This window comes from Campylobacter sp. CCUG 57310 (genome assembly GCF_013201975.1).
Lineage (GTDB): Bacteria > Campylobacterota > Campylobacteria > Campylobacterales > Campylobacteraceae > Campylobacter_A > Campylobacter_A canis.
On record NZ_CP053845.1, the window covers coordinates 1,983,435 to 2,008,663 of the forward strand.

At 37.1% G+C, this 25,229-nt stretch carries 30 protein-coding genes and 5 tRNA genes; 14 read left to right on the forward strand and 21 right to left on the reverse strand.

From position 1 onward, the window contains the following. Window positions 1-47 precede the first annotated feature (47 nt). Window positions 48-458, reverse strand: coding sequence for a hypothetical protein (locus tag CORI_RS09990; RefSeq protein WP_173031847.1), 411 nt, complete (start codon window positions 456-458; stop codon window positions 48-50). Beyond that, complete coding sequence (locus CORI_RS09995) at window positions 455-688, reverse strand: hypothetical protein (protein ID WP_173031848.1); 234 nt, start codon at window positions 686-688, stop codon at window positions 455-457. Before CORI_RS09995 ends, CORI_RS09990 begins: the two co-directional genes overlap by 4 nt. Before the next feature lie 155 nt (window positions 689-843). Here CORI_RS09995 and CORI_RS10000 point away from each other — a divergent pair, with 155 nt between their 5' ends. Further along, window positions 844-1,059, forward strand: a complete 216-nt coding sequence (locus CORI_RS10000; protein ID WP_173031849.1) for a helix-turn-helix transcriptional regulator — start codon at window positions 844-846, stop codon at window positions 1,057-1,059. 18 nt (window positions 1,060-1,077) lie between these two features. Here the strand turns inward: CORI_RS10000 and CORI_RS10005 are convergent, their stop codons facing one another. From CORI_RS10005 to CORI_RS10065, 14 genes are all read right to left on the reverse strand, one after another. Continuing rightward, window positions 1,078-1,452, reverse strand: coding sequence for a thermonuclease family protein (locus CORI_RS10005; RefSeq protein WP_173031995.1), 375 nt, complete (start codon window positions 1,450-1,452; stop codon window positions 1,078-1,080). A 69-nt stretch (window positions 1,453-1,521) separates the two neighbouring features. Continuing rightward, complete coding sequence (locus tag CORI_RS10010) at window positions 1,522-2,562, reverse strand: ParA family protein (RefSeq protein ID WP_173031850.1); 1,041 nt, start codon at window positions 2,560-2,562, stop codon at window positions 1,522-1,524. Between the two features lie 42 nt (window positions 2,563-2,604). Then, window positions 2,605-2,736, reverse strand: coding sequence for a hypothetical protein (locus CORI_RS10835; RefSeq protein ID WP_301952204.1), 132 nt, complete (start codon window positions 2,734-2,736; stop codon window positions 2,605-2,607). A gap of 367 nt (window positions 2,737-3,103) precedes the next feature. Continuing rightward, window positions 3,104-3,637 (reverse strand): ATPase, encoded by a 534-nt coding sequence (locus CORI_RS10015; RefSeq protein ID WP_173031851.1) that lies wholly within the window; start codon window positions 3,635-3,637, stop codon window positions 3,104-3,106. Between the two features lie 225 nt (window positions 3,638-3,862). After that, complete coding sequence (locus CORI_RS10765; RefSeq protein WP_173031996.1) at window positions 3,863-4,045, reverse strand: hypothetical protein; 183 nt, start codon at window positions 4,043-4,045, stop codon at window positions 3,863-3,865. Between the two features lie 156 nt (window positions 4,046-4,201). After that, complete coding sequence (locus tag CORI_RS10025) at window positions 4,202-4,735, reverse strand: hypothetical protein (protein WP_173030303.1); 534 nt, start codon at window positions 4,733-4,735, stop codon at window positions 4,202-4,204. A gap of 460 nt (window positions 4,736-5,195) precedes the next feature. Further along, on the reverse strand, window positions 5,196-6,764 hold the full coding sequence (locus CORI_RS10030) for a hypothetical protein (protein WP_173031852.1): 1,569 nt from the start codon (window positions 6,762-6,764) through the stop codon (window positions 5,196-5,198). A gap of 1 nt (window position 6,765) precedes the next feature. After that, a complete protein-coding gene (locus tag CORI_RS10035; RefSeq protein WP_173031853.1) occupies window positions 6,766-7,572 on the reverse strand; it encodes a hypothetical protein in 807 nt (268 codons plus the stop codon). Further along, on the reverse strand, window positions 7,572-7,838 hold the full coding sequence (locus tag CORI_RS10040; protein WP_173031854.1) for a hypothetical protein: 267 nt from the start codon (window positions 7,836-7,838) through the stop codon (window positions 7,572-7,574). The genes CORI_RS10035 and CORI_RS10040 overlap by 1 nt, the downstream gene beginning before the upstream one ends. Then, window positions 7,835-8,116, reverse strand: a complete 282-nt coding sequence (locus tag CORI_RS10045) for a hypothetical protein (protein ID WP_216842246.1) — start codon at window positions 8,114-8,116, stop codon at window positions 7,835-7,837. The genes CORI_RS10040 and CORI_RS10045 overlap by 4 nt, the downstream gene beginning before the upstream one ends. Before the next feature lie 118 nt (window positions 8,117-8,234). After that, a complete protein-coding gene (locus CORI_RS10050) occupies window positions 8,235-8,471 on the reverse strand; it encodes a hypothetical protein (protein ID WP_173031855.1) in 237 nt (78 codons plus the stop codon). Further along, a complete protein-coding gene (locus tag CORI_RS10055; RefSeq protein ID WP_169975303.1) occupies window positions 8,472-8,669 on the reverse strand; it encodes an AlpA family transcriptional regulator in 198 nt (65 codons plus the stop codon). A gap of 443 nt (window positions 8,670-9,112) precedes the next feature. Continuing rightward, window positions 9,113-10,336 (reverse strand): site-specific integrase, encoded by a 1,224-nt coding sequence (locus tag CORI_RS10060; protein WP_173031856.1) that lies wholly within the window; start codon window positions 10,334-10,336, stop codon window positions 9,113-9,115. Window positions 10,337-10,713: 377 nt separating this feature from the next. Beyond that, window positions 10,714-10,789: transfer RNA gene (locus tag CORI_RS10065), tRNA-Ala, on the reverse strand. Window positions 10,790-10,897: 108 nt separating this feature from the next. Here CORI_RS10065 and CORI_RS10070 point away from each other — a divergent pair. The 9 genes from CORI_RS10070 (at window position 10,898) to CORI_RS10110 (ending at window position 15,258) form a co-directional block, all read left to right on the forward strand. Further along, window positions 10,898-10,972, forward strand: a tRNA-Gly gene (locus tag CORI_RS10070). A gap of 20 nt (window positions 10,973-10,992) precedes the next feature. Beyond that, window positions 10,993-11,078 (forward strand) — tRNA-Leu (locus tag CORI_RS10075). Window positions 11,079-11,093: 15 nt separating this feature from the next. Next, window positions 11,094-11,167, forward strand: a tRNA-Cys gene (locus CORI_RS10080). A 21-nt stretch (window positions 11,168-11,188) separates the two neighbouring features. After that, window positions 11,189-11,344 (forward strand): hypothetical protein, encoded by a 156-nt coding sequence (locus tag CORI_RS10085; RefSeq protein ID WP_169943102.1) that lies wholly within the window; start codon window positions 11,189-11,191, stop codon window positions 11,342-11,344. A gap of 29 nt (window positions 11,345-11,373) precedes the next feature. After that, window positions 11,374-11,463 (forward strand) — tRNA-Ser (locus CORI_RS10090). Window positions 11,464-11,899: 436 nt separating this feature from the next. Next, window positions 11,900-13,072 (forward strand): MalY/PatB family protein, encoded by a 1,173-nt coding sequence (locus CORI_RS10095; RefSeq protein WP_173031857.1) that lies wholly within the window; start codon window positions 11,900-11,902, stop codon window positions 13,070-13,072. A gap of 193 nt (window positions 13,073-13,265) precedes the next feature. Continuing rightward, on the forward strand, window positions 13,266-13,742 hold the full coding sequence (gene moaC, locus CORI_RS10100) for a cyclic pyranopterin monophosphate synthase MoaC (protein ID WP_173031997.1): 477 nt from the start codon (window positions 13,266-13,268) through the stop codon (window positions 13,740-13,742). Further along, window positions 13,717-13,980 (forward strand): DUF493 domain-containing protein, encoded by a 264-nt coding sequence (locus tag CORI_RS10105; protein ID WP_173031858.1) that lies wholly within the window; start codon window positions 13,717-13,719, stop codon window positions 13,978-13,980. Before moaC ends, CORI_RS10105 begins: the two co-directional genes overlap by 26 nt. Before the next feature lie 9 nt (window positions 13,981-13,989). Beyond that, a complete protein-coding gene (locus tag CORI_RS10110) occupies window positions 13,990-15,258 on the forward strand; it encodes a hypothetical protein (RefSeq protein ID WP_173031859.1) in 1,269 nt (422 codons plus the stop codon). Between the two features lie 124 nt (window positions 15,259-15,382). Here CORI_RS10110 and CORI_RS10115 read toward each other — a convergent pair whose 3' ends face one another. Then, window positions 15,383-16,213 carry a class I SAM-dependent methyltransferase gene (locus tag CORI_RS10115; RefSeq protein ID WP_173031860.1) on the reverse strand — a complete coding sequence of 277 codons (831 nt, stop codon included), beginning with the start codon at window positions 16,211-16,213 and terminating at the stop codon, window positions 15,383-15,385. Between the two features lie 109 nt (window positions 16,214-16,322). Here CORI_RS10115 and CORI_RS10120 point away from each other — a divergent pair, with 109 nt between their 5' ends. Next, entirely contained in the window at window positions 16,323-16,883 is a 561-nt protein-coding gene (locus CORI_RS10120; protein WP_173031861.1) for a sulfate ABC transporter ATP-binding protein, read from the forward strand. 64 nt (window positions 16,884-16,947) lie between these two features. Here the strand turns inward: CORI_RS10120 and CORI_RS10125 are convergent, their stop codons facing one another. The 4 genes from CORI_RS10125 to typA all read right to left on the reverse strand — a co-directional run bounded on the left by CORI_RS10125 (window position 16,948) and on the right by typA (window position 21,269). After that, window positions 16,948-17,757, reverse strand: coding sequence for a hypothetical protein (locus CORI_RS10125; protein ID WP_173031862.1), 810 nt, complete (start codon window positions 17,755-17,757; stop codon window positions 16,948-16,950). Window positions 17,758-17,892: 135 nt separating this feature from the next. Then, on the reverse strand, window positions 17,893-18,705 hold the full coding sequence (locus tag CORI_RS10130) for a DUF3137 domain-containing protein (RefSeq protein WP_173031863.1): 813 nt from the start codon (window positions 18,703-18,705) through the stop codon (window positions 17,893-17,895). A 52-nt stretch (window positions 18,706-18,757) separates the two neighbouring features. Then, on the reverse strand, window positions 18,758-19,315 hold the full coding sequence (locus CORI_RS10135; protein WP_173031864.1) for a LemA family protein: 558 nt from the start codon (window positions 19,313-19,315) through the stop codon (window positions 18,758-18,760). A 145-nt stretch (window positions 19,316-19,460) separates the two neighbouring features. Next, a complete protein-coding gene (typA, locus tag CORI_RS10140) occupies window positions 19,461-21,269 on the reverse strand; it encodes a translational GTPase TypA (RefSeq protein ID WP_169941862.1) in 1,809 nt (602 codons plus the stop codon). Window positions 21,270-21,394: 125 nt separating this feature from the next. On the opposite strand from typA, the gene CORI_RS10145 reads away from it, so the two are divergent. Genes CORI_RS10145 through CORI_RS10155 form a run of 3 tightly spaced genes read left to right on the forward strand, consistent with a single transcriptional unit; the run spans window position 21,395 to window position 25,152 of the window. Further along, window positions 21,395-22,783, forward strand: a complete 1,389-nt coding sequence (locus CORI_RS10145) for a flagellar hook-length control protein FliK (RefSeq protein ID WP_173031865.1) — start codon at window positions 21,395-21,397, stop codon at window positions 22,781-22,783. A 20-nt stretch (window positions 22,784-22,803) separates the two neighbouring features. Beyond that, window positions 22,804-23,523 (forward strand): flagellar basal body rod modification protein, encoded by a 720-nt coding sequence (locus CORI_RS10150; protein WP_254064930.1) that lies wholly within the window; start codon window positions 22,804-22,806, stop codon window positions 23,521-23,523. A 3-nt stretch (window positions 23,524-23,526) separates the two neighbouring features. Next, entirely contained in the window at window positions 23,527-25,152 is a 1,626-nt protein-coding gene (locus CORI_RS10155; RefSeq protein WP_173031866.1) for a flagellar hook protein FlgE, read from the forward strand. The last annotated feature ends 77 nt before the right edge of the window (window positions 25,153-25,229 follow it).

A 25,229-nucleotide genomic window follows, 5' to 3' on the forward strand; every position in this document is an offset into this window, starting at 1 on the left:
CTTTGATTGTTAAGCCCTCTTGGCTGTCGATAATGGATTGATAAAATTTAAACTCTTGATAGGTCATCTTTTAGTTCCTTGACGTAAAAATCATCGCATATCTTGATCATCTCTTGTAATAATTCCTCTTTGCTAAGCTTATCTATGCTGTGAAGCCTGATAATCCTTTGCAGATTGTCATTTTTTTGTTTCAATTCTGTTATTATCCGCTGCATAGTTTCAAAATCATCTTTTAAGTCTTGGTTGTCCTCTTTGATTTCATTTATCTCGTCCGATAATGCTTTGGTCATAACTGCAATTGTCTCTTTTTTGTCCGTCATAAGCACTAAAGAGCAATAAATCTCGTAAGCTATGTTGTAAAGCGTTTGATGAGACATATCCTCTATGCTTCCAGCTCTTTTGATTAGCAACTTGTTAAATTCCTCTTTACTGTTACTCTTTGGTGTGAATAGTGTCATTTGGTCTCCTTTCTTTTTGCTGTTTCTTGCTCTTGATATTTGGCAATCGCTCCTGATATTCCAAAAAGCAAATCACTAATAAAATTAGCCGTGCTTATGTCTCTTTCGTGGTTAATTCCCTCTCTCCCATAGTAAGGCAAAGCCTCTACAATATGAGCTATCGCTTCAATAGCGGGCTGAAGTTGATCCACTAAGTCTAGCTCATCCTCTATCTCAAATGTTAAGTTCATTTATGCTCCTTTAAAAATATTGTTACGCTATTTTAATATAATAGAATAGTAGCTTAACAATACTTAAATCAATATTAATAAAAATAGCTTAACAATACTTAATTTTGTTTTTAAATATTTTTACGCTATTATTTTCAAAAATTAAAGGAGTTTTTTTGGATAAAGCAGAATTTAATGAGCTTATGAATAAAGCAGGAATAAATAAAAAGCAATTAGCTGAGATTTCAGGCGTCCCATATGCAACTGTTAATGCTTGGGGGTCTAGAACTCCATATCCACCTTACATCAAATTTTTACTAGAGTGCTACATAAAAAGTAAAGATATGGATAAAATCGTAGATGTTGTAAAGCCTTATGTCGATAAAAAATAATAAATTTTATCCGGAGGCTTAACGCTTCCTCCGCTCCCACGGGGCAATAGGCTCTTTATCGCCCCACAGTCCAAATTTCTTTAACACTGCGTATTCTTGGTGTTTTACGTAGTTTTTTGAGTATTTAACAAAAGCCCAAGCATAGCCGTTTGATACCATTTGAGCGTTTATATCTTGTCCTTTATGAAAGACTATGCCTAAAACACGCTTGTATTTGTCTTTGCCTTTTTCTTTGACTTCAACGACTTGACCTGCGATTAAATTTGATAAAAATTTGCGTGATTTTTCGCCGTAAGCTTGTTTCTTTTCGGGTGCGTCTATGCCGTATAGTCTTACTTTAATTTGCTGTTTGTTTTGAAGTATTGTGATCGTATCGCCGTCTGATATTTTGATGACTTTACCGGAGAGGAAGAATAGTTGGGCGGGCGACTATTATTAATTATAAATAACCGCCTTCAATCACTAAATAATTTCTATGATACCTTGAATATCTTCATTTAATGCGTCAATCTGGGCTTTATTTGCTTGTGTTTGCTGTCCGTATATTGTATATTGCTTGTGTTGTAATTTGCTAATAGGGCATCCTTCATGGTTGATAATTGCTGCAAGCGTGTTACCGTCTTTGACGTTTGCCACTCTTCTATCGCATGTAGATTGAGTAAAAAGATGTGGATGGTTTTTTGTTAAATCATTAGTTATGCGCTCAATTTCTTCAGCATGTGAGCGAAATGCTTTTGTTGCATCTCTTTCATTTGTTCTTGATCTATTTTGTATAAAGATATGCAATAGAGGTTCTTTTAACTTATGTTCTTTAACTTCATTGCTAAAATTTAAGTATTCATCCTCCATCGCTTTGTTATCAACAGATATTCCATAAATTAATTTAATTAAATTTTTTATTCCTCTTATAGAAGCAGCATCCGCTGTGCAGGGAACGATAATTCTATTTGAAGCCAAAACCGCTAATTCAGTGTAGTTTGCAAAGCTAGGGTTGCAGTCTATAAAGAACGTTTTGGCTCTATTTTCAGAGTCTTTGTTTGTTTCAAAAGCTTCGATTAAATCAGTAATTAGCGAGCGACTTGCTTTCCAAGAACCCTTAGCGGGAGATGAGCCTATGTAGGCAATAAGCTTAGAACAAATATCTAAGTCTATGTCGCCCGGTAGCAAGTATAAGTTGTCAGGCATTTGCTTGTTTACTTCGCTTGCTTTAACAAAGTATGTATATTCATTGCCAAGTTTTGTTAGTTGCGATTTTCTAAATCTTTCTTTGATATATCCGGCTATACTTCTTTCTTTTTCTCTAAACGCGTCTAAGTTGGCTTCTCCTTTACCATTGCCTCCAAGTATAATCTCTGAGACATTTGACTGAGGACAAGCATCAATTACAATAATATCTTCGTCTGGATGTGCAATAGCATATTCAACAGACAAACTATAAGTTAAAAACGTTTTGCCAACCCCGCCCTTATTATTCCAGATAAGATATTTCTTATTATTTGTCATTACAGCTACCTTGTTAAGAGTAAATAAAAATTTAAATGCATTTTACCAAATTTCAGCAAAATGTACTATAAATTTTAATTTCATTGCATATTTGAGACTGGCATCGATAGCAAATTCGTTAAATCCGTTTCCATAATCCTGATATTTTACTTCCATAGAAAAATAGAGGTGCATATTTTCAAGTTTTACATGTTTTAGCGAAAAAGAAAAACATGATGAAAATCATTTGCAAGCCCTCTAAGCCGTTTTAACCTAATTATCCGTCTTGCGCTTATCATTCGTTAATCTTGGCTCTCTTTGCCTTGCCTGCGCTTGCTAGGTTTAATTTAGGTAGCTTTGTATCTTTTTGGCTTATTCTTTGATTTGACTACCAAACTATCATAAAAGCGATATTTGCCTTTTAAAATAGGGTAAATTTGTGCTGGTTTGATCTTGTGGTTTTGATGTCATTAGACTTCAAAAAATGTCAATGTAGTTTAAAAATATAAGCAGTTATTTATATTGTATTGATATAATTTCAGTGAAATTCACCGAGGGCGCTTTAAAGCCCTCTCAAAAAATACTCTTTTAACCCATTATCAAAACACTCTAAAATATCATCAATAAAGCTCTCTAGTAAATCAGGGTCTATTCCAACTATTATTTCATCATGTTTAGTCGATATTCTAGGTGCTCCATTTTTATTTAACTTGTAAAGATTTTCAAAATGAAAAGCACGATTGCGTATAGTTAAAATCAACGAATAAGCTATTTTTACTTTTTTGTAGTGCAGCATTCCGCTTTTTATTTGCCTATTGTATTTTGAGTATCTTGAGAAATCTATACTATCAAGACAAACCAAATCATTATGAATTTTAATAATGTTTAAAAGTGTCACCCAATATCCAAAAGTTTGCCTAGATATGAATGTGTCATCATCAATATTTAAAATCTTAGCTACCTTATTACGAGTAATAATCTCTAAAATACCAAGCTTTGGGGCTAATTTTTGCATTAATAAAAAATTATCCCTATGCTCCGCTTCACTTGTGTAATTGCTTAATCTCTTGTCTGAAAATAGTTCTGTGGAGTTCATAAAAACCTTATTTATTTTTGATTAGAATTATATAAAATTTATGCTTTAAATCTAATATCATTCAGACTAATATACCCTCTAAACGCAAAATAAAGCTCATAGAGAGCTTTTAGCCTTTTTTAATACTTTGTATTGTTTGATGTCTTTTTATTGATTGTAGGGGCTAGTTTTTACTACTTTTTGGCTTTAGCGTTCTTTTGTTTGTATGCGATGAGGTTATGTAATCTAAATATGTTCCCAGATGCTATTGCCTCTATTTTTAAACTCATCTATCGCCATTACTAGGGTATCAACTTGGTCGTCGTGTAGGTGGCTATCTGTTGCGGTAAATTTCTCGCACTCATCTATGAAATCATTAACCCAGCTTGCATTACTTGGTATGTGTATGTATCCGCTTTCTATTGTGATATAATTTCTTTAGTGACAGATGAATGTGTTTTAGCACCAGTCCCAGTTCCAGAAATGGAAGTGATAGGTAAGGACGCCCTATCCATCTGCCTCCTAAATATTTTTTCAATCTGCTAACTCTATCCTAATTAAGATCATATTATTAACGCTATCATTTTACTGTAAACTTTCCTGCGCTAACTCCGATTTAAACGCTATTTGAATGTTAATTTTTTTTATTGGTGAAAGGGTTTCACTTTGCTCTGCTAAAGCCGTATTAATCGCTATTTGCTGTTTCACTTTTATTATTGCGTTATCGTTCCTTTTTGTGTTCCTTTTTTTCGCATTAGTCTTTTTAAGCTCCGTTTTTATGGTGCTTTCTTGTTGCGAAAGGTATTCCCTTTTTAAATATCTCTTTTTAGATGCCTTTGCTCTATCTTTTGCCATTCTGTTATCACATATCCACGCATAAGCCTCTAATGGCATTTCGTAAATTTTGCTTAGCTCGTTCTGGTATTTATCCACTTTGCAGGTTCTTAGATTATTTATGATGGTTTCGTCCGTGTAAGAGCATTTAAAGACTTTCAGGATCATAAAGGCTAACTCTGTGAGATAGTAGTCATCTTGTCTAGTTTCCCATTGTGGGTAAAACTTATCTAAAACATCATAAAGCCTGCTAAGAGGTTTGAGGTCAAGAGGGATTAGTTCCAATCTAAGCCTTTTTGTTTTTTATGAAATTTTAGAGTGTTTTTGTATTCACTTTTCTTGTTGTGGGGGTTTATCAATCTGACTGTTTTTTCTTTTTGCCGATAAAGTGATGAGGTAAAAGCATTCAAAGAGTTGGGATTTAATCTAGAATCTAGCAAGTCAATCTAGAATCTAGCCGTTAAAGATTAAATTTAAAACTTCATCATATAAAAATACTTATTTATTCATCATACAGCATCATACATCATACAAAAGTGCAATAAAGCCCTAAATCTAGGGTTTTATTTGTATGATGATTATTTATCATACATCATACAAATTCATCATACAATTTTTAACTCTTAATTTTGTATGATGATTGTATGATAGCAGTTTATCATACAAACTAAGTCCCTAAAATACGATGTTTTAAAGCGTTTTGTATGATGTATGATGCTGTATGATATAAGATGTATGATAGTTTTTAGAGTAAAGAAACTATTTTACCGCCTACAATTTTAAACCTATCTTTTAGTAGATTGTAAATTTGTTGCCTGTTTGGTCTGCCTGTAACATTATTGCTTACGCTTCTTATCTCTATCGGCAAAGGATGTTTTGAAACATAATTGTATATTTTATCTCTTAACTCTACCCTGTCGGCTATACTAAATTTATTTATTTTGTTGAGTATCGGCTCAAAGTCAAGATAGCCATTCAAAAAAGCTATTGCCTCTTTTATCGTTTCATCTGACACTAGGTCATTAAAGGCAAAGTGTGCTTTATCCTCTTTGTATCTAGTGAATTCCTTTAAGAGGTGGAGCGTTTGGATAATGCCGTCAAGCTTATAGTCTATTCTCTCGTTTAATAAGCCTAATATTCGGTTGTTTTCGTTATGGGTTTCGTCATAAGCCCTATTGTATTCTTGGATACTTAAGCGTATTTGTTTTAAAAACTCCGTTCTCGCCTCGCTAGTCTTAAGATACCTATCATTTATTTGATTTTCCTTGCTTTGCTCTTTTGCAAAGTCGTAAATTTCTCTTGAAAGCTCTTGAATATCCTCAACTTTATTCGCTGGTATCTCTAAATATTGAGCCTCCTCAAAACTCAAAATGTTCTTACAATAAACAATAATGCACCTATTTAAAAAACCTCCCTCAAGATGAAATTTTAAAGTCTTGGCCGGCAAGTAAGTTAAATTAGTATCGCCGTAAAAGAAAAAAGACACATCGTTAATATAAGGCTTTGTGTCTGCTCCGTTCTTATAAGTAGGCGATATAAAGTCCTTTGTAGCGTGCATTTTTGTTACAAAGTCTATTAAAGGGTGCTTTTTATCGCTCTTGATTGCGTTTCCTAGCTCCTCAACTTCTAACATCTGCACTTTTGAGCTTTCAAAGCACTGCGCCAAAGCTTCCACGCTTGCCTCGTCTTTGTGTATGCTTCTAATTAGCTTGGTTTTGGCTTCAGCTCTGCTTATCTCGTTATTTTTGATTTGTTCGTCTATCTTGTTTTTATGTTCTTGCCATAGCTCTCTATCATTATCTTTTATCGGTTCAAACAAAAGCTTGTTTTGGGTTTTAAAATTCACCCCTTTACCTGTTCCCGTATCGCTTAAATCAAGCATATAAAAGCAATTCATATTAAAACCGCCATGAGCCAATAAAAAGGCAAAGTTTTGAATGGCTTTTAATTCTATTTGGGGGTAGGTGCTTGGTCTAGCCTCTCTTAATACCTCCGTATAGTCGTTTAGCCACTTGATAGAAAAATGAAACTGCGATGTGTATCTTTTTCTAAGTTCTAATATTTCGCTCTCGCTAACTTCTGAAATATCCACTGCAACCTCATCGCTCTTTACAACCTCCGCCCGGTCTTTTTGGCTTTTTTCGGTGTTCGTTTTATTCTCTATTTGTCCCGATAATTGCGTTTCTGTCGTTGTTTGAGCGTTTATATCTTGTTCTTTTTTAGCAGGATTAAGATTGTATTCGTCGCCCGGTATGTATCGAGGTATATCTTTCATATCATCATCAAAATTTATTTTTAATAGTCCGCTTTGCATTTTAAACCCTTTCCCATCTCTTTTTTATCTCACTGCCCAATACGTCTAAAATATCCTTATGGCTATGCTCTTTTGACAAATCAATAATGAAATCTCTTAGGTCATAGCCTTTTGGCTTGTCTTTAAATCGTATCTGGTAAAGCTCTTTTGTAACTTCACCGATAAAAGGATAGATAGCATTAAAGCCGTTTTGTCCTACTTCATCGTTATCTACAAAACAAATCACGGCTTTATCCTTGAGCTTTGATAGGATTTCATCTTTTAGAGGGTTATATTCAAACTTGTTAAGCTCGTCTGCGTTTTGAAAGCAGATATAAGATGAGTTTAGTATCTTAAATAATCCAGCTTCGCCCATACCCTCTGCAATAAATACCATATCATCGTTTTTGTCTATGCGATGAGGTATAAAGCTATTATTTGAGCCTTGCGCTCTTATCCATTTCTTGCCCTTGATGATCTCGCCTGCTTCATCTCTTATATGTCTAGTGGCTATGGCTTGCACTTCGCCAGTGTCATCTTTTAAAGTTATGGATAAACTTTGATGTTTGGTGTTATATCCTAAGAAATCAAGCTTATTTAGCTTTGCACTGCAAGCCCTTAGGAAGTTGCAAGGATAGAGGCTGTAAAGCTCATCTATCTGTTCTTGTGTGGCAAGATTTTGAATGTCGCAGTAAGTCTTTTTAAATGCCTCTCTTAGCTTATTAGCAAATTCGCTTAGGTTGATTATCCTTTTATCTTGCGTTTGCTCGCTTGCCGTTAGCCGTGGAGCGTTTAAAGCCACTCCTTTAAAACTTTCGATTGATTTCATCACTCTACCCCTAAAGAATATTTAACTATTTGCAAGGCTTCTTGCTTTGTGTAGCCTACTACCTCATTTAAAAAGGCGAATATGTCGCCGCCAAAACTTCCGCCGAAGTCTTTAACGTAGCCGTTGCGGTCTATGCTTGCACTAGGTGTTCTTTCATCTCTTATTTTAAACTTGTAGCTTCTATCTACACAGTAGCCACAACTTATAATAATGCTTGCTACTACATCACGATTGATAAGAGGCTTTAAGCGTTCGTATTCACTCATTTTTTGTCCTTTAGCTCGCTTACATATTGTTCTATCGCTTCGGCTGCCTGCTTGGCCGTTTCATACTCATCAGGCTTCCCGATAAATTTAAGAGCCTTTGCCCTGTCTTTGATAAATCTCATCTTGCATTTAGTGCCGTTAGCTCTTGTATGCCACCTGCTGCCGATTATTCCTAAGCGTTCCAAAGCTACAAAATACTGATTTGAGTTACTGATAAAATATACATCGGAGGCTGTAACCTCGCCTCTTTCTAGCATTATTTTTACTATTCTTTTCATATTGGTTCTAGCTGTTTTCAATGTAGTATCCTTTAAATAGTTATGCTTGACTTTTAAAGGCTGGTGAGTATAATTGCAGTCTGTCACAACTGAAACTACTCCCGTTTAGCCTATAAAGTTAAGCGGGTTTTCTTTCCTTCGGTCTAATACCTAACTTTACTTCAAGCTGTTTTATACTCTCTGATTGCGTGCGTGTGATATAAAACAAGTCAAAAGCACAATCGATAAGCTCTTGCGGTGCTTCGCACATACTTTTAACCTTGTAAGTATGCAAGTGCCTTTTAAAAGCCTTTAGCATAACCTCATCATTTGCACTAAAGCATTCAGGGCTTACGTTAAAGGTTAGTTTTGGCATTTAAGCCCCCATTCTTTGCAAATAGTCGTCTAACTCGCTTTTGTTAAAAAGTATTGTTCTATCCGATAGCCTCTTAGGCTTTGGAAACTCTGCCTTTTTAGTAAATCGCCAAAGCGTAGATATTGAGATGTTAAGATATGCTGCCGCCTCTTTTGGTGCTAAATTTGGTTTGTCGAAGCATATTTTTTTAGCTTTCATAGTAATCCTTTATGATGTCATTTAATATTTAAAGCTAGCTGGTAAATATGAGTGAATTATGGCATAGGCAAAAAATCGAAACTTAAGCCGACATCCAAAAATAGGTAAAATTTGTCTATTTTTATACATAAAAAACATTTAAACATAACACTCTCTAAAGTCGCCTATTTTAGGGCTTTTCTTAGATTGTTTTTTGCAAGTGTGCCAAAATAGCATTAAGGCAAGATAACAAAATATCGTGTTTTAGGTATATAAGTTGCTGTTAAAGTGTGCTAAAAAATCTATCCAAAATTAGCCTTATATGACTATTTATAAGAAGTTTTTTTAATTATATTTTTTTATCGCTTAAGGTGTTTTTTTATCTTTTGTAGAATTTTTTTAAAAAAATGATTTTTTAGTAGTTAGTTCTTTGTATTTTGTGTGTGTTTTTGATTTTGTTATTGCTATTCTTTTACCTCATCCAAATAATCACTCCACCATTGCATAAGCTTAGCTCTATCCTCTAGCCTTTGACTTCTGTCATAAATTGCCTTAACCGTGTTGCGCTCTCTATGGTCTAAACATAGCTCTATTACTTCGCTGTCTAGTCCGTGAGCTTTGATATTTTCATTTAATAGCGTGCTTGCTGTCGTGCGTAAGCCGTGAAATACCATATCATCGCCAAACCCTAAGCGTTTAATCGCATAATTGAGCGTGTTTTCGCTTAAAGGCTTGGTATTTGTTACATCGCTCGGAAAAACATATTCACTTTTTGAGCCCAAAAGCTCTTTTTGAGTATGTAAAATCTTTTTTACTTGCTTGCTTATCGGCATAATAAATTCATTTCTTAGCTTCATCTCTTTAGCGGGGAATATGATGAGGTCTTTGTCAAGATCAACATATTGCCACTTAAGCCCTCTAACATTTGCGCTGCGTAAAAATGTATGAATACCGAATATTAAAGCCTGCTTTGTGCTGTTTGAGCCTTGATAATCATCAAAAGCCCTTAAAAGCTCTCTAAGTTTGTCCGTTTCCGTAATGGCTTTGAAATTGTTAGTCTTTGATAGTTTAAAAGTATCGGCAAATATGATATTTCTTGCAGGGTTATTATCTATGTAGCCCTTATTTACTGCATAATCCATAATTTTACGCATAAGGTAAAAGGCTCGCTTTGATGTGTCGTGGCTTAAGCCCTTTTTAGCCTCTTTGTCTTGTATTTTTTCTATTGCATTTGATAGGTCTAGCCGTGTGAGTGTCTTGATATTCTTATCCTTTAATAGCGGATAGAGATGATTATTAATGCGCCCCATTTGCTTATCAAAGCTTGCCAGCTCTTTGCTTTGCTCTTTCTTTATCCATTGTTCGGCTAGGTCTTTAAACGTGATAGCCTGATTTTTTTCAGGGTTTATATCCTCACCTCGCTCTCTCATAGTGGTTAGCTCGTTCGCTTTGGTTCTTGCTTCGACTAGGCTTATACTTGGATATTTGCCGATAACTATTTGATTTATCTTGCGTTTTGGGTCGCCTTTATCTGCATAGCGATAATAAAAGGTCTTAGACAGCCCTTTTTTAGTATCGGTTATATACACATATAAAAATTCGGTTGCGATGTCTTTTAGCCACTCTCTACTTTTACCTTTAGAGAGATTATATTTTTTTAACTCCAGTTCTTTAATAAAAGTAGCCATATTTAAAGCCTTTTTTCCTTTATCTGCCACTCGATTTACGTATCTTTGCCACTTAAACCAAGTTTCTTTTTATGATACGCATTTTAATCAAACATACCATTTTGTGGTTATTTTGCTTGAGCATGTCCTTAAATATGATTTTTGAGTATGTTAAAAAACACATATTCCGCAAGCTCTTGAATATGTCAAAAAAGAGCATATTTTAAAAAGCTTTTTGAATATGTCAAAATTTAAAAAGTTTTTACATATTCATTTACATATTCAAAACATTGAAATTGAGTGAAATTGAATAATAACGTATGATTGCTTAAACTATCTCAAAACCCCGTATTTTAGGGGCTTTTTGAAGCTTTATGGTAATGAGTAAAAATGATAAATGGTGGAGTTAAGCGGGATCGAACCGCCGACCTCTTGAATGCCATTCAAGCGCTCTCCCAGCTGAGCTATAACCCCAATAAATATTTGGTGATTATATACATATTTCACTTACAAAAAATTTAATTTTGCCAAAAATAAAATATTTTTTTAAGCATAGTTGGGATAAAATTACACTTTCAAAATGCGGGAATAGCTCAGGGGTAGAGCACAACCTTGCCAAGGTTGGGGTCGCGAGTTCGAATCTCGTTTCCCGCTCCATCAGTTTTTTGGGAATTTATGCCCGGGTGGCGGAATGGTAGACGCAAGGGACTTAAAATCCCTCGGTAATTTTACCGTACCGGTTCAAGTCCGGTTTCGGGCACCACAAATTAAGCTAAAAGGCGACATGGCCAAGTGGTAAGGCAGAAGCCTGCAAAGCTTTTACCCCCGGTTCGAATCCGGGTGTCGCCTCCAAAACGACATAAGGAGAAAAAGATGCGTTATGTTCTAGTGCTTTTATCTGCGGTCCTTTTGATGGCTGGCTGTTCAAATACCTGGCGAGGTGTCAAACAAGATACCAACAAAGCGGTTGAATGGTCTAAAGACAAAGTTAACGACGGGGCTACCTACGTTAAAGAAAAAACTGAATAAATTTGGCTAATTTTAGCCAAATTATGACTCGGGAGATGGCTGAGTGGTCGAAAGCGGCGGTCTTGAAAACCGTTGAGGTGTGAAAGCCTCCGGGGGTTCGAATCCCTCTCTCCCGGCCATTATTTAACTCTAATCATCTTTTAAATTTTTTAAATTTCTCATAAAAAATCAACTTATAAAAGCTATTTGTAAAATTTCATATGCCTCAATATGTAGATTAAAAATAGATTTCTTTAGTTTAGAAAGCCAAACAAAAACTTAGACTCAAGAAAGCCATGATTTAAAACTTTTGTTTTATAGAATAATTATAAAATTTATTTGATAGTGAATTTATTTATTCTAACCCACCTTAAGTATTTATAACTACGCAATATTACAAAACATCTCTTTCATTAGCTGATCATCAAATTTTATAAAACATTTAAAGATACTGCAATCAAAAACCACAATAATCAAAGCGGGAAAGATCACGATTAAGAATTTAAGTATAAAACGATAAAATTTCAACCAACAAAAGAGCCAAAAGAGAGTGCAAAATAAAAATAAAGGCGAAATATGAGATATGATTTTGATAAAGTTATAAATAGGCGTGGCTTAGACTCCATAAAATGGCGATGCAAAGAGGATGAGTTGCCGATGTGGGTAGCAGATATGGACTTTGAATGCGCGCCTGAAATTTTAGCCGCACTTCAAAAGCGTCTTAATCACGGTATATTTGGATACTCGGCCCTGGCCGCAGAGTGGCAAAGTTCGATTTGTTCGTGGTGGAGCAGAAGGCACAAAGTTGATTTTAAGCCTGAGTGGCTTATTTCCTGTAGCGCAGTGGTACCGGCGATTGCGAGCATAATACGTAAATTTTCTTGCCCCGGAGATAAAATCCTAGTCCAATCTCCTGTTTATCATGCATTTTTTAATATCATCACAAATAACGGCAGGCAAATTGCAGACAACAAGTTAATCTATAATTCGCAAGAGTATGAAATCGACTTTATAGATCTTGAAAACAAGCTTAAAGATCCGCTCACTCGCATAATGTTGCTTTGCAATCCGCACAATCCTATAGGCAAAATTTGGAGCAAAGCAGAGCTTGAAAAGATCGCCAGGCTATGCTACAAAAACGACGTTTTGTTAGTGTCTGATGAAATTCACTGCGATATCGTAGATCCTAAGCTTAGCTACACTCCCATGGCTTTGATTAAAGAGTATTTTCAAAACTGCATAACCTGCATCTCGCCCAGCAAGAGCTTTAATATCGCGGGCATTCAGGGTGCAATGGTCGTAACGCCAAATGAAAATTTAAAAGATCTTATAAAGCGCGCTTTTGATAACGATAAAATTGCCGAAAACAACGTATTTAGCGCAGTAGCGACGATAGCTGCGTATAATGAAAGCGAGGCGTGGCTTGATGAGCTTAGAGAGTATATCTATACTAATAAAATTTTGGTGCGGGAATTTTTACAAACCGAAATTCCAACTATCAAGCTCGTTCATTCGACGGCTACTTATTTGCTTTGGCTTGACTGCTCGCAAATTTGTGATGATTCGAGTAAATTACAAAAATTTCTAAGAAGCAAATTTGGGCTTTGGGTCTCTGAAGGTGGAGCGTTTGGAGGTAACGGCAAGCAGTTTTTACGCATGAATATAGCATGCCCTAAAGAGCTCTTAAAAGATGGCTTAAGCCGTCTTAAAAAGGGAATAAACGCTTTTATAAATAGCGAAAAATCGTAATTTTGAATTTTATTTGCAAATTGGCAAACTATTAACTTTGAGTTGGGATAAAATTTAAAACACTTAGATATTATTTCACTGTCCGACAAGAAAAACCTCCTTTTTGTAACAACTCAATATGCGCCCTTTAACGAGGGTGCATATTTATCTCCCCTTTAATAGCTTTTGATATAATCCAAATTAAAAAAGGATAATCATGCTAACACATTTAGACGAAAAAAATCGCCCGAAAATGGTCGACGTAAGCGAAAAATCGCCCACTACGCGCATAGCCGTAGCAAGCGGTATCATAAAAATGAGCGAAGAAGCCTTTAACGCGATCAAAGAAAATACGGGCAAAAAAGGTCCCGTTCTTCAAACTGCCGTAGTTGCGGCGATCATGGGCGTTAAAAAAACAAGCGAATTAATCCCGATGTGCCATCCGCTACTTATCAGCTCGGTTGATTGCGATATCGTTGAGTTACCCGAAATAACGGCTTTTAAATTAATCGTAAGCGTTAAGATAGAAGGCAAAACAGGCGTTGAGATGGAGGCACTTGCAGGCGTTAGCGTGGGGCTTTTAACTATATACGATATGATAAAAGCCATAGATAAGTCCATGCAAATAACGGATATAGCGCTTGAAAGCAAAACAGGAGGAAAAAGTGGCGAATATTCACGAAATAAATGAAAAACCGGATATAAAATATCCGACCTTATGGGAGTATAAATTTATACTTGAAGCGGGCATAAACGCTCAAAATACGATAGATGAACTAGTAAGAGGTCGCGAGTATGAACTAAAATTTTCCAAATTCAGTTCGGATAAAAAATACGCCAGCTACAACTTAAAGCTAACCGTAAATTCAGAAAAAGAGCGCTTAGAGATATTTAACGCTATCAAAAATCGCGCCAAATACGTTTTATAAAGGAAAAATATGCAAAATAAAATTTTTCTTCACACACTTCAAGAAAACAAGGACAATCCGCAAATTTTAGTCCTTATCCGTGAGCTTGCATTTGATCTTAGTAAGAAAAAATTCAAAGAACTAAAAAACGATCAAGAACTAAACGAAGAGGTCTCAAATACCTTTGGGCAAATGTGTGAAATTCTAAGATCGGAAAATTTACTCAACTCAAAAAGCGTTGCAAATCTTATAGACGGCATCGCGAGTGCGGCAAGCGAGTCAAAAGAGCAGTTTTTGTATAAGTTGATTTATGAAAAAGAGCGCATAGAAAAGCAGATCGATGATCAAATTTATGATATCAAACGCACCATACAAGCCACTCTTGAAAGCATTGAAAGCTACATACAAAATGGCGAATTTGAAGAAAAAGAGCAAATTTTAAACGCGATTGACGATGCTATGCTTTGCGATTTGCAGATGCTTGGAATCCTTCGCGAAACTACCGAAGCGGCGTTTTTGACTACCATAGAAAAGGGCGAGGACGTAAGAGATACGAGCGCAGAAATAGCTAAAAATATCGTATATAGCGCGATAAACGAGGGTGTATTTAGCAAAATTCGCTTCCTTGAGATCGCAGAAGTCGTCATAGAAACCGCCGTAACCATCGCAAACGAAGATCACAGCTTCGCCAAAGAGCTTATAAATGGCTCGGTAACCGGTGCAAGAGACGGGATTTTAAAAGCGATTGAGAAATTTAAAGAGGAGATGAAATTCGCTCCGGATAGCGAAAATTTGATAAAAAGCGCAAAAGAGCTGGTTAGGATAGAAGATGACTTCGTAACGATGCTTAAAAATCTAATGCAGCGCTCAAACGACCCTGCCGCAAGTATCATCAGCGATCTTTTAGAAAATACGCTGGATAGTTATTTTGCGAAATTTAAGCGTATGCAAAACGAGATCAGCGACCAGCTTGTAATAAGGCTTGAAGAGCTTAAAATGAATGAAAATATCAACAAATTTACGCAAAGCGCAAGCGTTAAATTTGAGACTTTGAAAAAAGAATTCAACGAAAAAAGCGATAAATTGATGGAAAATCTTGAGGTCAATGAAAAGCTTGAAGCGCTTAAAAAAGAGATAGCCGAATTTGAGAAAAAGGCTTCAGAAAAGCTTGAAGGCATAAAATATGAAGAAATCGGCGAAAATTTAAAAACCAAAGCCAAAAAACTCGGCGACAGGATCTATGAGAGTGCGGAAAATTTCATAAAAACCGCAAAAGAAAAGATAAACAAAAAAGATTAGGTATGAGATGTTAGAGGCGTATCTCGCCTCTAATTTTATTTATATTGCAAGCAAAGGCACAAAAATTCGCTCCATCTATAAGAGCAAATTTATCTAAACCCGCTTAAACTCATAAAACCGCAATTTATTTGCTTAAATTTAACCCAAACACAAACATCCTGCAAGAATTTCTAAAGGCGGGAATAAGTCCAAAAATCCTACCTCTAAGACTCCATCTGTTTTTATGCATATCCATCATCGTGCCTGTTTTTAGGTGTTTTATGGTGGTCTTATCCCACTCTTCAACCTCGCTTGGATCTTCTATGCCCATCTTAAAATCAACTCTTTTTTTCATAAATTTAAGCGTATCATGCTTCCTAGAATCCATATTTGCGGCAAAATTATTTATAAGATCAAGCGCGACTATGCCTTCAAACCTCTTAGCTAAATTTAAAAAGAACTCTTTAAAAACTTCTTTTTCAAAATACATCGCAACGCCTTCTAGAGCAAAGGCGAATTTAGCATTTGGATGCTTTGCTTTAAGTTCGTCCATCCAAGCGGTTTCAAGCATGGAGCTAGAGATACTAAAGTTTTTCTTGGCTTTTGGCATGAGTTTGTCGCGAAGTACGATCACATCGGGAAGATCAAGGTCGTAAAAGATAGCATTGGGACATACCGACTCAAGCCTAAGCGGTCTAGTATCAAGCCCGGCGCCAACCTGCACGATAACTACCTCATCGTTATCTTTGGCAAATTCCACAAGTGCGTCATCGATAAATTTCGCCCTTATTATAACTCCTACGCGACTTAGATCGCCAGCTTCAAATTTAGCAAAGTCATAATCTATCTTTTTAACTATCTTGCCTGAAAACTCATCTCTTAAAATCGGCTCTTTTACTTCGTTTTCAAGGCTTCTAAAGTATAAGTTTATAAGCAGGGTTTCCGAGATGTCATCGTTAAAACCAATCTTTTCCATATCTTTAACCTTTATAATAATCTATATCAGTATTATAATCGAAAATATATTAATCTCATATTACTGATTTGCAGTATAATTAGTTTAAATTTATCATTCGGAGGCAAATTTGAAAGGCGATGAAAATTTAAAAAACTACTTTTCGAAGCTCGACTTAAGCGGTGAAATTTCAGACAAATTTTTAGAGCAATTCATGAAAGATCTTATAATAAACCGCACTCTTGTAATTTTCGGGTTTGAATTTGCCTTCGCAGAGATTGAAATTTATCTATCAAGCAAAGATAAGAACGTCTATAAAAGAGACACGAAGGCGGGTGAAATTTTCTTTCATAACTTTGGCTTTGATATCTGCTTTGCAACTAAAGATGGCAAATTTGGCGGAGTGCTTATCCGATCTTTAAGACAAATTTATCCTAAAAACAAGAGCGAATTTATCCTCGGACCAAGACGGTGCATGAGTAAAATTTTAAACTCAGACATAAAGGAGCTAAATTTCACACTTAAAATCTCCGAAGATCAAGAAAATTTTGGCTTTAGAAGCCAAAGGATAAGAAGAGAGATAGATAAAAAGCCTTTAAGATTTACAAGCGAGAGTTTTGAAAATTTTATCGCAAGCAACGGTAAAGAGGCTAAAATTTATAAAACATCTTTAAAACGCTACGAGCGGTAAAAACTTGGCGATTTATCACTCACATATCAAGTCTAAAGCCATAAATTCGCAGTCATTTGCAAATTTATCTATAAACAAAATGATCGTCGCTTTTAAAATCCACTACCTCAAAAGTGCCTTTCCATGCAAAAATATAAATAAAAAAGCTGACAAGCAGAAAAATTCCGCCAAAGAAGCTTAAAAAATCCAAAACGACCATCACAAAGCCGGCAGAGTAAAACACGATATATTTCCTAAAAAGCCCGTTGCGAGTAAGACGCGCAAGCTCGGAAAATACGTTAAATTGAATCATGAACACATATATAAGCAAAGCTAGAGTCGCAAGCTTAACCGCTACTATCAAATTTGCAAATTCGAGCATCAAGTTTGACGCTATAATCATAACCGCCGACAAACCGATCAAAATAAACATGGATTTAGCGTAATTAGTATGTATATCGGGGCTTTGCGAGATCGTGGCGATATTTTTTAACGCACAATAAGTTAGTATCATACTCGACGTAATCGCAACGACTTCAAGAACCTCTTGCTTTTTGCCAAAAACATCAAAAAACACTATATATATTTTGATCAAAGCAGGCAAAAGCGCAGATAAAATTCCTTGCCATTTAGCAACCGACAGCAATTCGTAATCTCTTGCCGCTTTTATCGTCTGTTCGCTCCTTTGGGGCTCTTTTTGAGGATCTTTTTCAGTCGGCTTGCTTTCATCTTCAGGCTGTATAATAAATATATTTTTAGCTTGAGTGCCTTCGGGCTTAAAGCGAACCCTATCGCCGATAGCGGCTATGGCGTTTTTACAATCATCTTCACTGAATTTGTAGTATTTGCCGTCATCAGTAACAATAGTATCGTTATCTATGACCGTTGCTTTCATAAATCCTCCTTACAAGAACGATTTTACTTGACAAACAAGCCAATTATAGCAAACTTAATAAATTTAAGCTGATTTATACATCTAAGCAATAATTAAGTAGCATAAACGGTCTTCGTAATAAATACAAATTTTACGCTAACTCATCCAAATTTTACGGTTTAAATTTAGATCGCGGACGATATTTATGAAGCTTTTTATCTCGTTTTCATATCCCGCGATCGCCTTGCTTTTGCCGACTAACATCTGCGACATATCAGGCTCAAAGCTATCCTTGCCCATATCAATTGCCATATAAATTTTATCGGCTATCAAAACGGCGTTCATAGGGCAGTTAAACCTGCGCTCAAGATACCTAAACTGCTGCATAAGATAAGGAGTTAAAGCGTATCTAGCACCGATCTGATCGGTCGTATAGACATCAAATATCTTTTCAAATTCCACATCGTCCATATGAGCTTTATGCCCGTATCTTTTAAATTTGGTAGAAAAATCCTTGTGCCTAATTTGCGTTACACAGCTTAATTTCTTATGAAAATCCGCTACAAAAACTACGCCCAAAAACTGCACGCTTTGTCTTTTGCCGTTTTTAGTTTCGATAATTTTTGACGCTCGCACATCGCTAAATTTGATATTTACGCCATCCACATCGCCAAATATCAAGTCGTTGCCAGTGTATTTATCGATACCCGAAGTATCGTAAAGCACCTCAAAATGCCCTATATGCACAAATTCCGTTCTACTGTAATTAAGCCCTAAATTTTTAACTATCTTTTGTATCACTTGCTGCTTAAATTTCTTCGTAAAATCCTCGGTAAGCATATTTTTAAAAAATCCAAGCAAACCAAAAAAACAGACGACACAAACTAACACACTTTGAGATATATCTCCCGTAAGGTTATACAAAACCCCGCCGGTAAAGAGGCTGATAGAAGCTACCAATATCCTCATACGAGTGAGTTTGGCGTTAATTTTTTTGCGCTCAAGCTCCAAAAGAGCCAAATCAGTCACGTTTAAAAAGCTCGCTTACATTATGGTTTGCGCGTTCATTTTCAGGAGCTTTGAAAAACGCCGCCTTTTTGAAATTCATGAAATTTGCAACGATATTTGAAGGAAACATCTCAACGGCATTGTTATACTGCGTAACTGCGGCGTTATAAGCCCTTCTGGCTGCTGAAATTTGCTCTTCGACCTCGTTTAGGCTCTTTTGTAAAGTTAATATATTTTCATTTGCTTTTAGCTCAGGATAGTTCTCGACCGCAACTTTTAAATTCGGCATAAGCCCTGAAATTTGGCTGTTTAGATCAAATTTTTGCTCGCTTGTCATAGCTCCTTGCGCGCTTGATCTAAGTGCGGTAATGCGCTCTAAAAGGGATTTTTCATGCACTAGATACTCTTTTACGGAAGCTACTAAATTTGGTATGAGATCATAGCGACGCTTAAGCTGAGTATCAACTCCCGATTCGATATTTGAAACTTGATTTCGCTTCATAACAAGCGAGTTGTATATAGTCACAAAAGCCAAAATAAGGGCAACAAAAACCCCTAAAGCATAATACATCTCTCATCCTTTTTGTTTAAAATTTTCAATAAAGTATATCAAAAATAGGGTTAAAATTTATAATTAATTATTATGAAGAGTGTGGAGGATATAATCTGAATTTGTAGCCGCAAATTTCATCACGACTACAAAATTTTAGTTTATTTTACTCTTTTGATTTCGCCATTCTGCGTCTTATAGTCGGGTCAAGATAGCGTTTTCTGACACGAATATTTACAGGCGTTACTTCGACCAGCTCATCTTCTTCGATCCATTCAAGAGCGCGCTCAAGACTTAGCTTTCTAGGCGGAACAAGCTTGATCGCATCGTCGCTTCCGCTTGCACGCACGTTGGTTAAATTTTTGCCTTTGATAGGATTTACGTCAAGGTCGTTTGGACGGCTATGCTCGCCGATTATCATACCCACATAAACCTTAGTCTGCGGATCGACAAAAAGCACGCCGCGATCTTGCAGGTTAAATAACGAATACGCAAGCGTTACGCCGTTTTCCATAGAAACCAGCGCGCCATTGCCTCTTTGCTCCACGCTTCCGCTAAGCGGGCGGAATTCCAAAAAGCTATGATTCATCACGCCTTCGCCTTTGGTATCTGTTAAGAACTGACTTCTAAAGCCGATTAGTCCGCGCGCAGGGATTTCAAATTCGATTCTGGTTTGTCCGTCACCCGTAGGACTCATCGAGACCATTTCAGCCTTTCTGCGACCAAGTTTTTCTATAACCGTTCCGCTAAATTCATCAGGCACGTCTATCACAAGCAGCTCAAAAGGCTCGCATCTTACGCCCTCGATCTCTTTTACGATTACTTCGGGTCTGCCAAGACAAAATTCAAAGCCCTCTCGGCGCATATTTTCAGCCAAGATCGTTATCTGAAGCTCGCCGCGCCCGCTAACTTTAAATTTCCCTTCGCCTTGATTTTCATACTTCATCGCGATATTTGTCTTCATCTCGTTTGCAAGTCGCTCATCAATCTTATTTGACGTTACGTGTTTGCCTTCCGTTCCCGCAAGCGGGCTATCGTTAACCGAAAAAACTACGCTCAAAGTAGGCTCTTCTATGCGAAGCGGATCAAGCGGCATAGGCGAATTTGGATCAACCACGCTATCGCCCACGTCAAGCGCGTCAAATCCCGCAATCGCCACGATATCGCCCACTCCGGCTTCTTCTATATCGCGTCTTTCAAGCCCCAAAAATCCAATGAGTTTTGAAATTCTACCCGTTGATTTCGTGCCGTCTGCCTTAGCTAGCATTACGTTTTGGTTTTTAGAAATTTTGCCGTTAAAAATTCTCGCAATACCTATTTTACCCACATAATTATCATAATCAAGCGTGAAAACTTGAAGCTGCAAAGGATTTTCCAAATTTCCGCTTGGCTCGGGTACATGCGCTAAAATCGTCTCAAAAAGCGGCTTCATATCGACATTTTCATCGCTTAAATTTAACTTTGCATAACCGTTTCTAGCAGCGGCATAAACAACAGGGAATTCAAGCTGCTCGTCATTTGCTTCAAGAGCCACGAAAAGATCAAAAATTTCATTTACTACGCGATCAGGATCGCCTGCGGGCTTATCTATCTTATTTACCACGACTATCGGGCGAAGACCCAAAGAAAGAGCCTTTTTAACGACGAATTTGGTTTGGGGCATAACGCCTTCTTGCGCATCTACGAGCAAAAGCACGCCGTCAACCATCTTTAGCACACGCTCAACCTCACCGCCAAAGTCCGCGTGCCCCGGAGTGTCGATGATGTTTATCTTTGTATCTTTGTATTTTATCGCGGTGTTTTTTGAAAGGATTGTGATACCGCGCTCTCTTTCGATATCGTTACTATCCATAACACGCTCGCCGACGTTTTGATGCTCGTTAAATGTGCCTGATTGTTTAAGCAGTTCATCAACCATCGTCGTCTTGCCGTGATCAACGTGCGCGATGACGGCTATATTTCTAATCTTTTCCAAAATTTTATCTCCAATTTCCTCAAAATAAGTCCGATTATATCTAAATTTTTCTTACATTTTTAATAGGATAAATTTGGAATGAAATTTGCATACAAATTAGAAGTTAAATTTTAAAGGGGCGATTTATGCAAACTTCCCAGAGCAAAATTCTCTCGTTTGACGCTAGTATAGCAGGCGGCATTAAGCAGCCAAATACAAACTCAAGCAGCGAAGAAAACGGAGAATTTCTATCTTTGGTTCTTGAAGCCGCAGCAGGCAAGGGCGAAAATTTAGATGAAAAAGATATAAAAAATATCGTAAATTCCGTAAATATGTCGGCTCAAAAAAGAGCGCAATCCGAGCAAAAAAGCGAGGATATAAACGTAAAAGAAATTTTAGGCGACGAAGAGGCGAGCAAGCTTTTTACAAACGTTACGTTTATGCAGCTTTTGCAAATCCTTGAGATGTTAAACGGCGGCGAGAAAATTTCCAAATTTCCAAATTTCACCGCTCCGCTTACAAAGGCTCTTTCAAATGAAGCGACTATTCACGAATTAAAAAGCGCAAAAAATATCCATGAGCTAATTGTCATTGCTAAAAGGCTAAATTTAGGGCTTGAAAAGATAACGATAAGCAAAGAGCAAGCTAGCGAACTAAGCGCTAAATTTCCGAATTTAGGTCAAAAAGAATTTTTTCTACCGGTAAAACCTGCTGAAATTTATAGCATGGAGCTAAAAGCAAAAGTTGAAGAAGCCTTGCAGCTTAGCAAAGACGATGCCCAACCCGTTAAGCTAAATAAGCTCCTGCAAGAGATTTCAAAAGAAATAGCAAACGAAGCAAGAGCGAATTTAAGCTCAAATTTAGTGGATAAGCAGACTCCAAAGGTGGAGAATTTAAAGTCCGCCCAAGTTCAAATTTCAAATGAAATCACAAAAGAGAATATATCTCAAACCATACAAAAAGAATCAATAAAAGCAGACGAAAAAAGCCTAAATACAAGCAAGGTAAATTTACAAAGCTTGCTCTATCCTCAAAGAGAACAAAGCGAAACTAGCGGAGAACAAAGTAGCCCAAACAGCGAAAGCGAGCTAAATTCCATGGTGCGTGAGATAATGCAAAACGCAAGAAGTCAAAGCAAAAATTTACAGCTTGTAAGACAGACTTTTGATAACTTTAACACTACGCTAAAAGAGCAGGTTGAAGCTTACAAATCGCCTTTTATGCGCTTTAACATTACGCTCAATCCGTTAAATTTAGGCGAGGTTGAGATCACGATGGTAAATCGCGGAAACAATCTGCATATAAATTTTAACTCCACGACGCAAACCATGAATTTGTTTTTGCAAAATCAGGCGGAATTTAAAGCGAGCTTAGTTAATATGGGTTTTACCGAGCTTGAGATGAATTTTAGCGATCAAAATCAAAGAAAAGATCAAGGTGGCAAAGCATATAAAGGTTCAAAATTAACAGAAAACGAAGGCATGGAGATAGCCGAAAGTCCTATGCTTGAAATCGTATTACCGAAGTATATTTAATAATCAAAAAAGGAAAAAATATGGCTACAAATATCAATAACGGCTTAGGCTCAAATCAATTCACAATCGACAAAATGAAAGCGCAAAAAGAGGCTGAAGCACTTGCTAAAGCAAACGGAACAAATCCTAGAGCGCAACTTGATAAGGATGCGTTTATGAAACTTCTTTTAACAGAACTTCAATACCAAGATCCGACAAGTCCTATGGATAGCGAAAAGATGCTCACGCAGACATCCCAACTTGCCACTCTTGAAACTCAAGAAAACACAAACCAGATGATGAAAAAGCTGGCGGATCAGCTTAAGATGAGTACAAGTATGTATGCGGTTTCGGCTCTTGGCAAGATGGCAAACGTAGGCGAAAGTATAATAGTAAAAACCGATAAATCAACTAATATTAAGTTTAACGGTTACTTCGAAAAAGACGCCACTGAAGGCACTTACACTATCAAAGACAAAGAAGGAAACGTCATAAGAAAGCAGACCTTTAAAGACGCTAAAGCGGGAGTTTTTGCCCTTGAGTGGGACGGCAAGGACAACTCCGGCAACGAAGTAAAAGCGGGCGTTTATAATGTAGAGATAGCCTACAAAGACAAAGACGGCAAAAATCACAACAGCGGCACGGGCACATACCCTGTCGAGGCGATTAGATTTGTCGATGGCGAAGCGCAGGTAAAAATCGCAGGACAATATGTAAATTTAAGCGCGATTAAAGAATTTACCGAACCTAAAAAAGGATAAGAGATGGTAAGAAGCTTTTATAACGGAGTAAGCGGAGTTAAGACGCAAAATTTCGGCATGGACGTTTGGGCGAACAATATCTCAAACATAAACAATGTCGGCTTTACGGCTTCTATCCCTGAGTTTAAAAGCATCTTTTATCAAAGCGTCATAAGCGCGGGCAATAAGCCGACAACCGATCAAGCTGGGCTTGGAGCATCCAGACAAACTACCGCTCTTAGCTTTTACAAACAAGGCTCGATGATAGCTACTGACAACAGGCTTGATATGGCGATACAAGGTGACGGGTTTTTTGGAGTGCTTGATAGAAATGGGCAGACTTACTACACCCGCACGGGGTCTTTTGGCGTAGATAAAGAAGGGTATTTGGTAGATAATAGCGGCAGATACGTAACAGGTGTGCAAAACCCGCTAACTAGCGTAACTCCTAGCAAAAACGCTCTACAAATTTTTGGCAAAACCCACTCTATAACGCCTTATCTTGAGGCTTATACCTTGGCTGCCGCAAGCGATCTTGAGCTTGGAGATATCGCCTCTCAAGGCAAAATAAAACTGCCTGATTTTTTATATCTACCATCCGAAGTAACGACAAAAATTTCTTATAAAGGCACCCTAAACTCAAGCATCATAAAAGAGCAAGTCGAAGTGCCGATTGATGAAAAAACTTACGTAAGCAACGTAGATCTTGCCACAAGAAGGATAAATTTAAGCGGAAAAGTAGAAAAAAGCGACACTATATTCGAGCCAAAAGAGGGCAATATGGTGCGGGTAAATTTAACCGACGCAAACGGGATCAAAACTTCGGTAATCGGCGCGCTTGACAAAGAGGGCAATTGGGTCATAAACGAGCCATTGCCTGCGACATTTGATCTTACCAAACCTCTTAGCATAAGCGCAACATTAACAACCATACAGGAAAAAGCAAACAAAGAGAAATTCGTAACCGAATTATACGGGCCAAACGGCGAGAAAAACACCCTTACGATTGATTTTACGAAAAAAATCCCTCAAGGCGCAAACCAAACAATCTGGCAAGCCGTAGCTACCGTAACAGCGCCTGATAAAAGCGTGCTTTCAACTTCAAAGGGCGAATTTGTATTTGGTGATAAAGGTACGCTCATTTCACACACTTTGAGCGGGCTTAGTAATGGAGGAACACCTCTAAAAATCGACTTTGGCTCGCAAACTCCGGCAGGATACGTTGGGCTAACAAGCAGTGCAGGAGCAAAAACTCTATCCGTAACCAAAGACGGCGCAGCGGAAGGAATTCTCAAAGAGTATTTCACAAACAGCAGCGGAAATATCCTAGCAAGCTTTACTAACGGCAAATCAATAGCCGTAGGCAAGGTTGCGCTTTATCACTTTCAAAACAAGCAAGGATTAGCAAAGCTTGGCGAAAATATCTACGCTCAAAGTGCAAATTCTGGTGCGCCGATATTTTATAAAGATAAAAACGGCAAGAGTATCTACGGAGCAAAAGTCGCAAGCTCGACGCTGGAGCAGTCAAATGTAAATTTAGCCCAAGCGCTAACCGAAGTAATCGCCATACAAAAGGCATTTGACGCAAACGCAAAAAGCATCACGACAAGCGATGATATGATAAAAACGGCGATAAATTTAAGAAGATAACTCCTCTCTTTCGGCGAGTTTAGTTAAGCGCTAGATTCGCCGAATTTATAAATTTAATTAATAAATACTACAAATTA

Bases quoted from the DNA above. Each gene is read 5' to 3' on its own strand.
- CORI_RS10085 (WP_169943102.1), top strand. From the start codon at position 11,189: ATGCGTTATGTTCTAGTGCTTTTATCTGCGGTCCTTTTGATGGCTGGC.
- CORI_RS10045 (WP_216842246.1), bottom strand. From the start codon at position 8,116: ATGAAAAGAATAGTAAAAATAATGCTAGAAAGAGGCGAGGTTACAGCC.
- CORI_RS10125 (WP_173031862.1), bottom strand. From the start codon at position 17,757: ATGAAAGCAACGGTCATAGATAACGATACTATTGTTACTGATGACGGC.
- CORI_RS10050 (WP_173031855.1), bottom strand. From the start codon at position 8,471: ATGCCAAAACTAACCTTTAACGTAAGCCCTGAATGCTTTAGTGCAAAT.
- CORI_RS09995 (WP_173031848.1), bottom strand. From the start codon at position 688: ATGAACTTAACATTTGAGATAGAGGATGAGCTAGACTTAGTGGATCAA.
- CORI_RS10095 (WP_173031857.1), top strand. From the start codon at position 11,900: ATGAGATATGATTTTGATAAAGTTATAAATAGGCGTGGCTTAGACTCC.
- CORI_RS10040 (WP_173031854.1), bottom strand. From the start codon at position 7,838: ATGAGTGAATACGAACGCTTAAAGCCTCTTATCAATCGTGATGTAGTA.
- CORI_RS10155 (WP_173031866.1), top strand. From the start codon at position 23,527: ATGGTAAGAAGCTTTTATAACGGAGTAAGCGGAGTTAAGACGCAAAAT.
- CORI_RS10060 (WP_173031856.1), bottom strand. From the start codon at position 10,336: ATGGCTACTTTTATTAAAGAACTGGAGTTAAAAAAATATAATCTCTCT.
- CORI_RS10055 (WP_169975303.1), bottom strand. From the start codon at position 8,669: ATGAAAGCTAAAAAAATATGCTTCGACAAACCAAATTTAGCACCAAAA.
- CORI_RS10010 (WP_173031850.1), bottom strand. From the start codon at position 2,562: ATGACAAATAATAAGAAATATCTTATCTGGAATAATAAGGGCGGGGTT.
- CORI_RS10145 (WP_173031865.1), top strand. From the start codon at position 21,395: ATGCAAACTTCCCAGAGCAAAATTCTCTCGTTTGACGCTAGTATAGCA.
- CORI_RS10130 (WP_173031863.1), bottom strand. From the start codon at position 18,705: ATGAGGATATTGGTAGCTTCTATCAGCCTCTTTACCGGCGGGGTTTTG.
- CORI_RS10110 (WP_173031859.1), top strand. From the start codon at position 13,990: ATGCAAAATAAAATTTTTCTTCACACACTTCAAGAAAACAAGGACAAT.
- CORI_RS10035 (WP_173031853.1), bottom strand. From the start codon at position 7,572: ATGAAATCAATCGAAAGTTTTAAAGGAGTGGCTTTAAACGCTCCACGG.
- CORI_RS10015 (WP_173031851.1), bottom strand. From the start codon at position 3,637: ATGAACTCCACAGAACTATTTTCAGACAAGAGATTAAGCAATTACACA.
- CORI_RS10115 (WP_173031860.1), bottom strand. From the start codon at position 16,213: ATGGAAAAGATTGGTTTTAACGATGACATCTCGGAAACCCTGCTTATA.
- CORI_RS10150 (WP_254064930.1), top strand. From the start codon at position 22,804: ATGGCTACAAATATCAATAACGGCTTAGGCTCAAATCAATTCACAATC.
- CORI_RS10835 (WP_301952204.1), bottom strand. From the start codon at position 2,736: ATGCACCTCTATTTTTCTATGGAAGTAAAATATCAGGATTATGGAAAC.
- CORI_RS09990 (WP_173031847.1), bottom strand. From the start codon at position 458: ATGACACTATTCACACCAAAGAGTAACAGTAAAGAGGAATTTAACAAG.
- CORI_RS10030 (WP_173031852.1), bottom strand. From the start codon at position 6,764: ATGCAAAGCGGACTATTAAAAATAAATTTTGATGATGATATGAAAGAT.
- CORI_RS10135 (WP_173031864.1), bottom strand. From the start codon at position 19,315: ATGTATTATGCTTTAGGGGTTTTTGTTGCCCTTATTTTGGCTTTTGTG.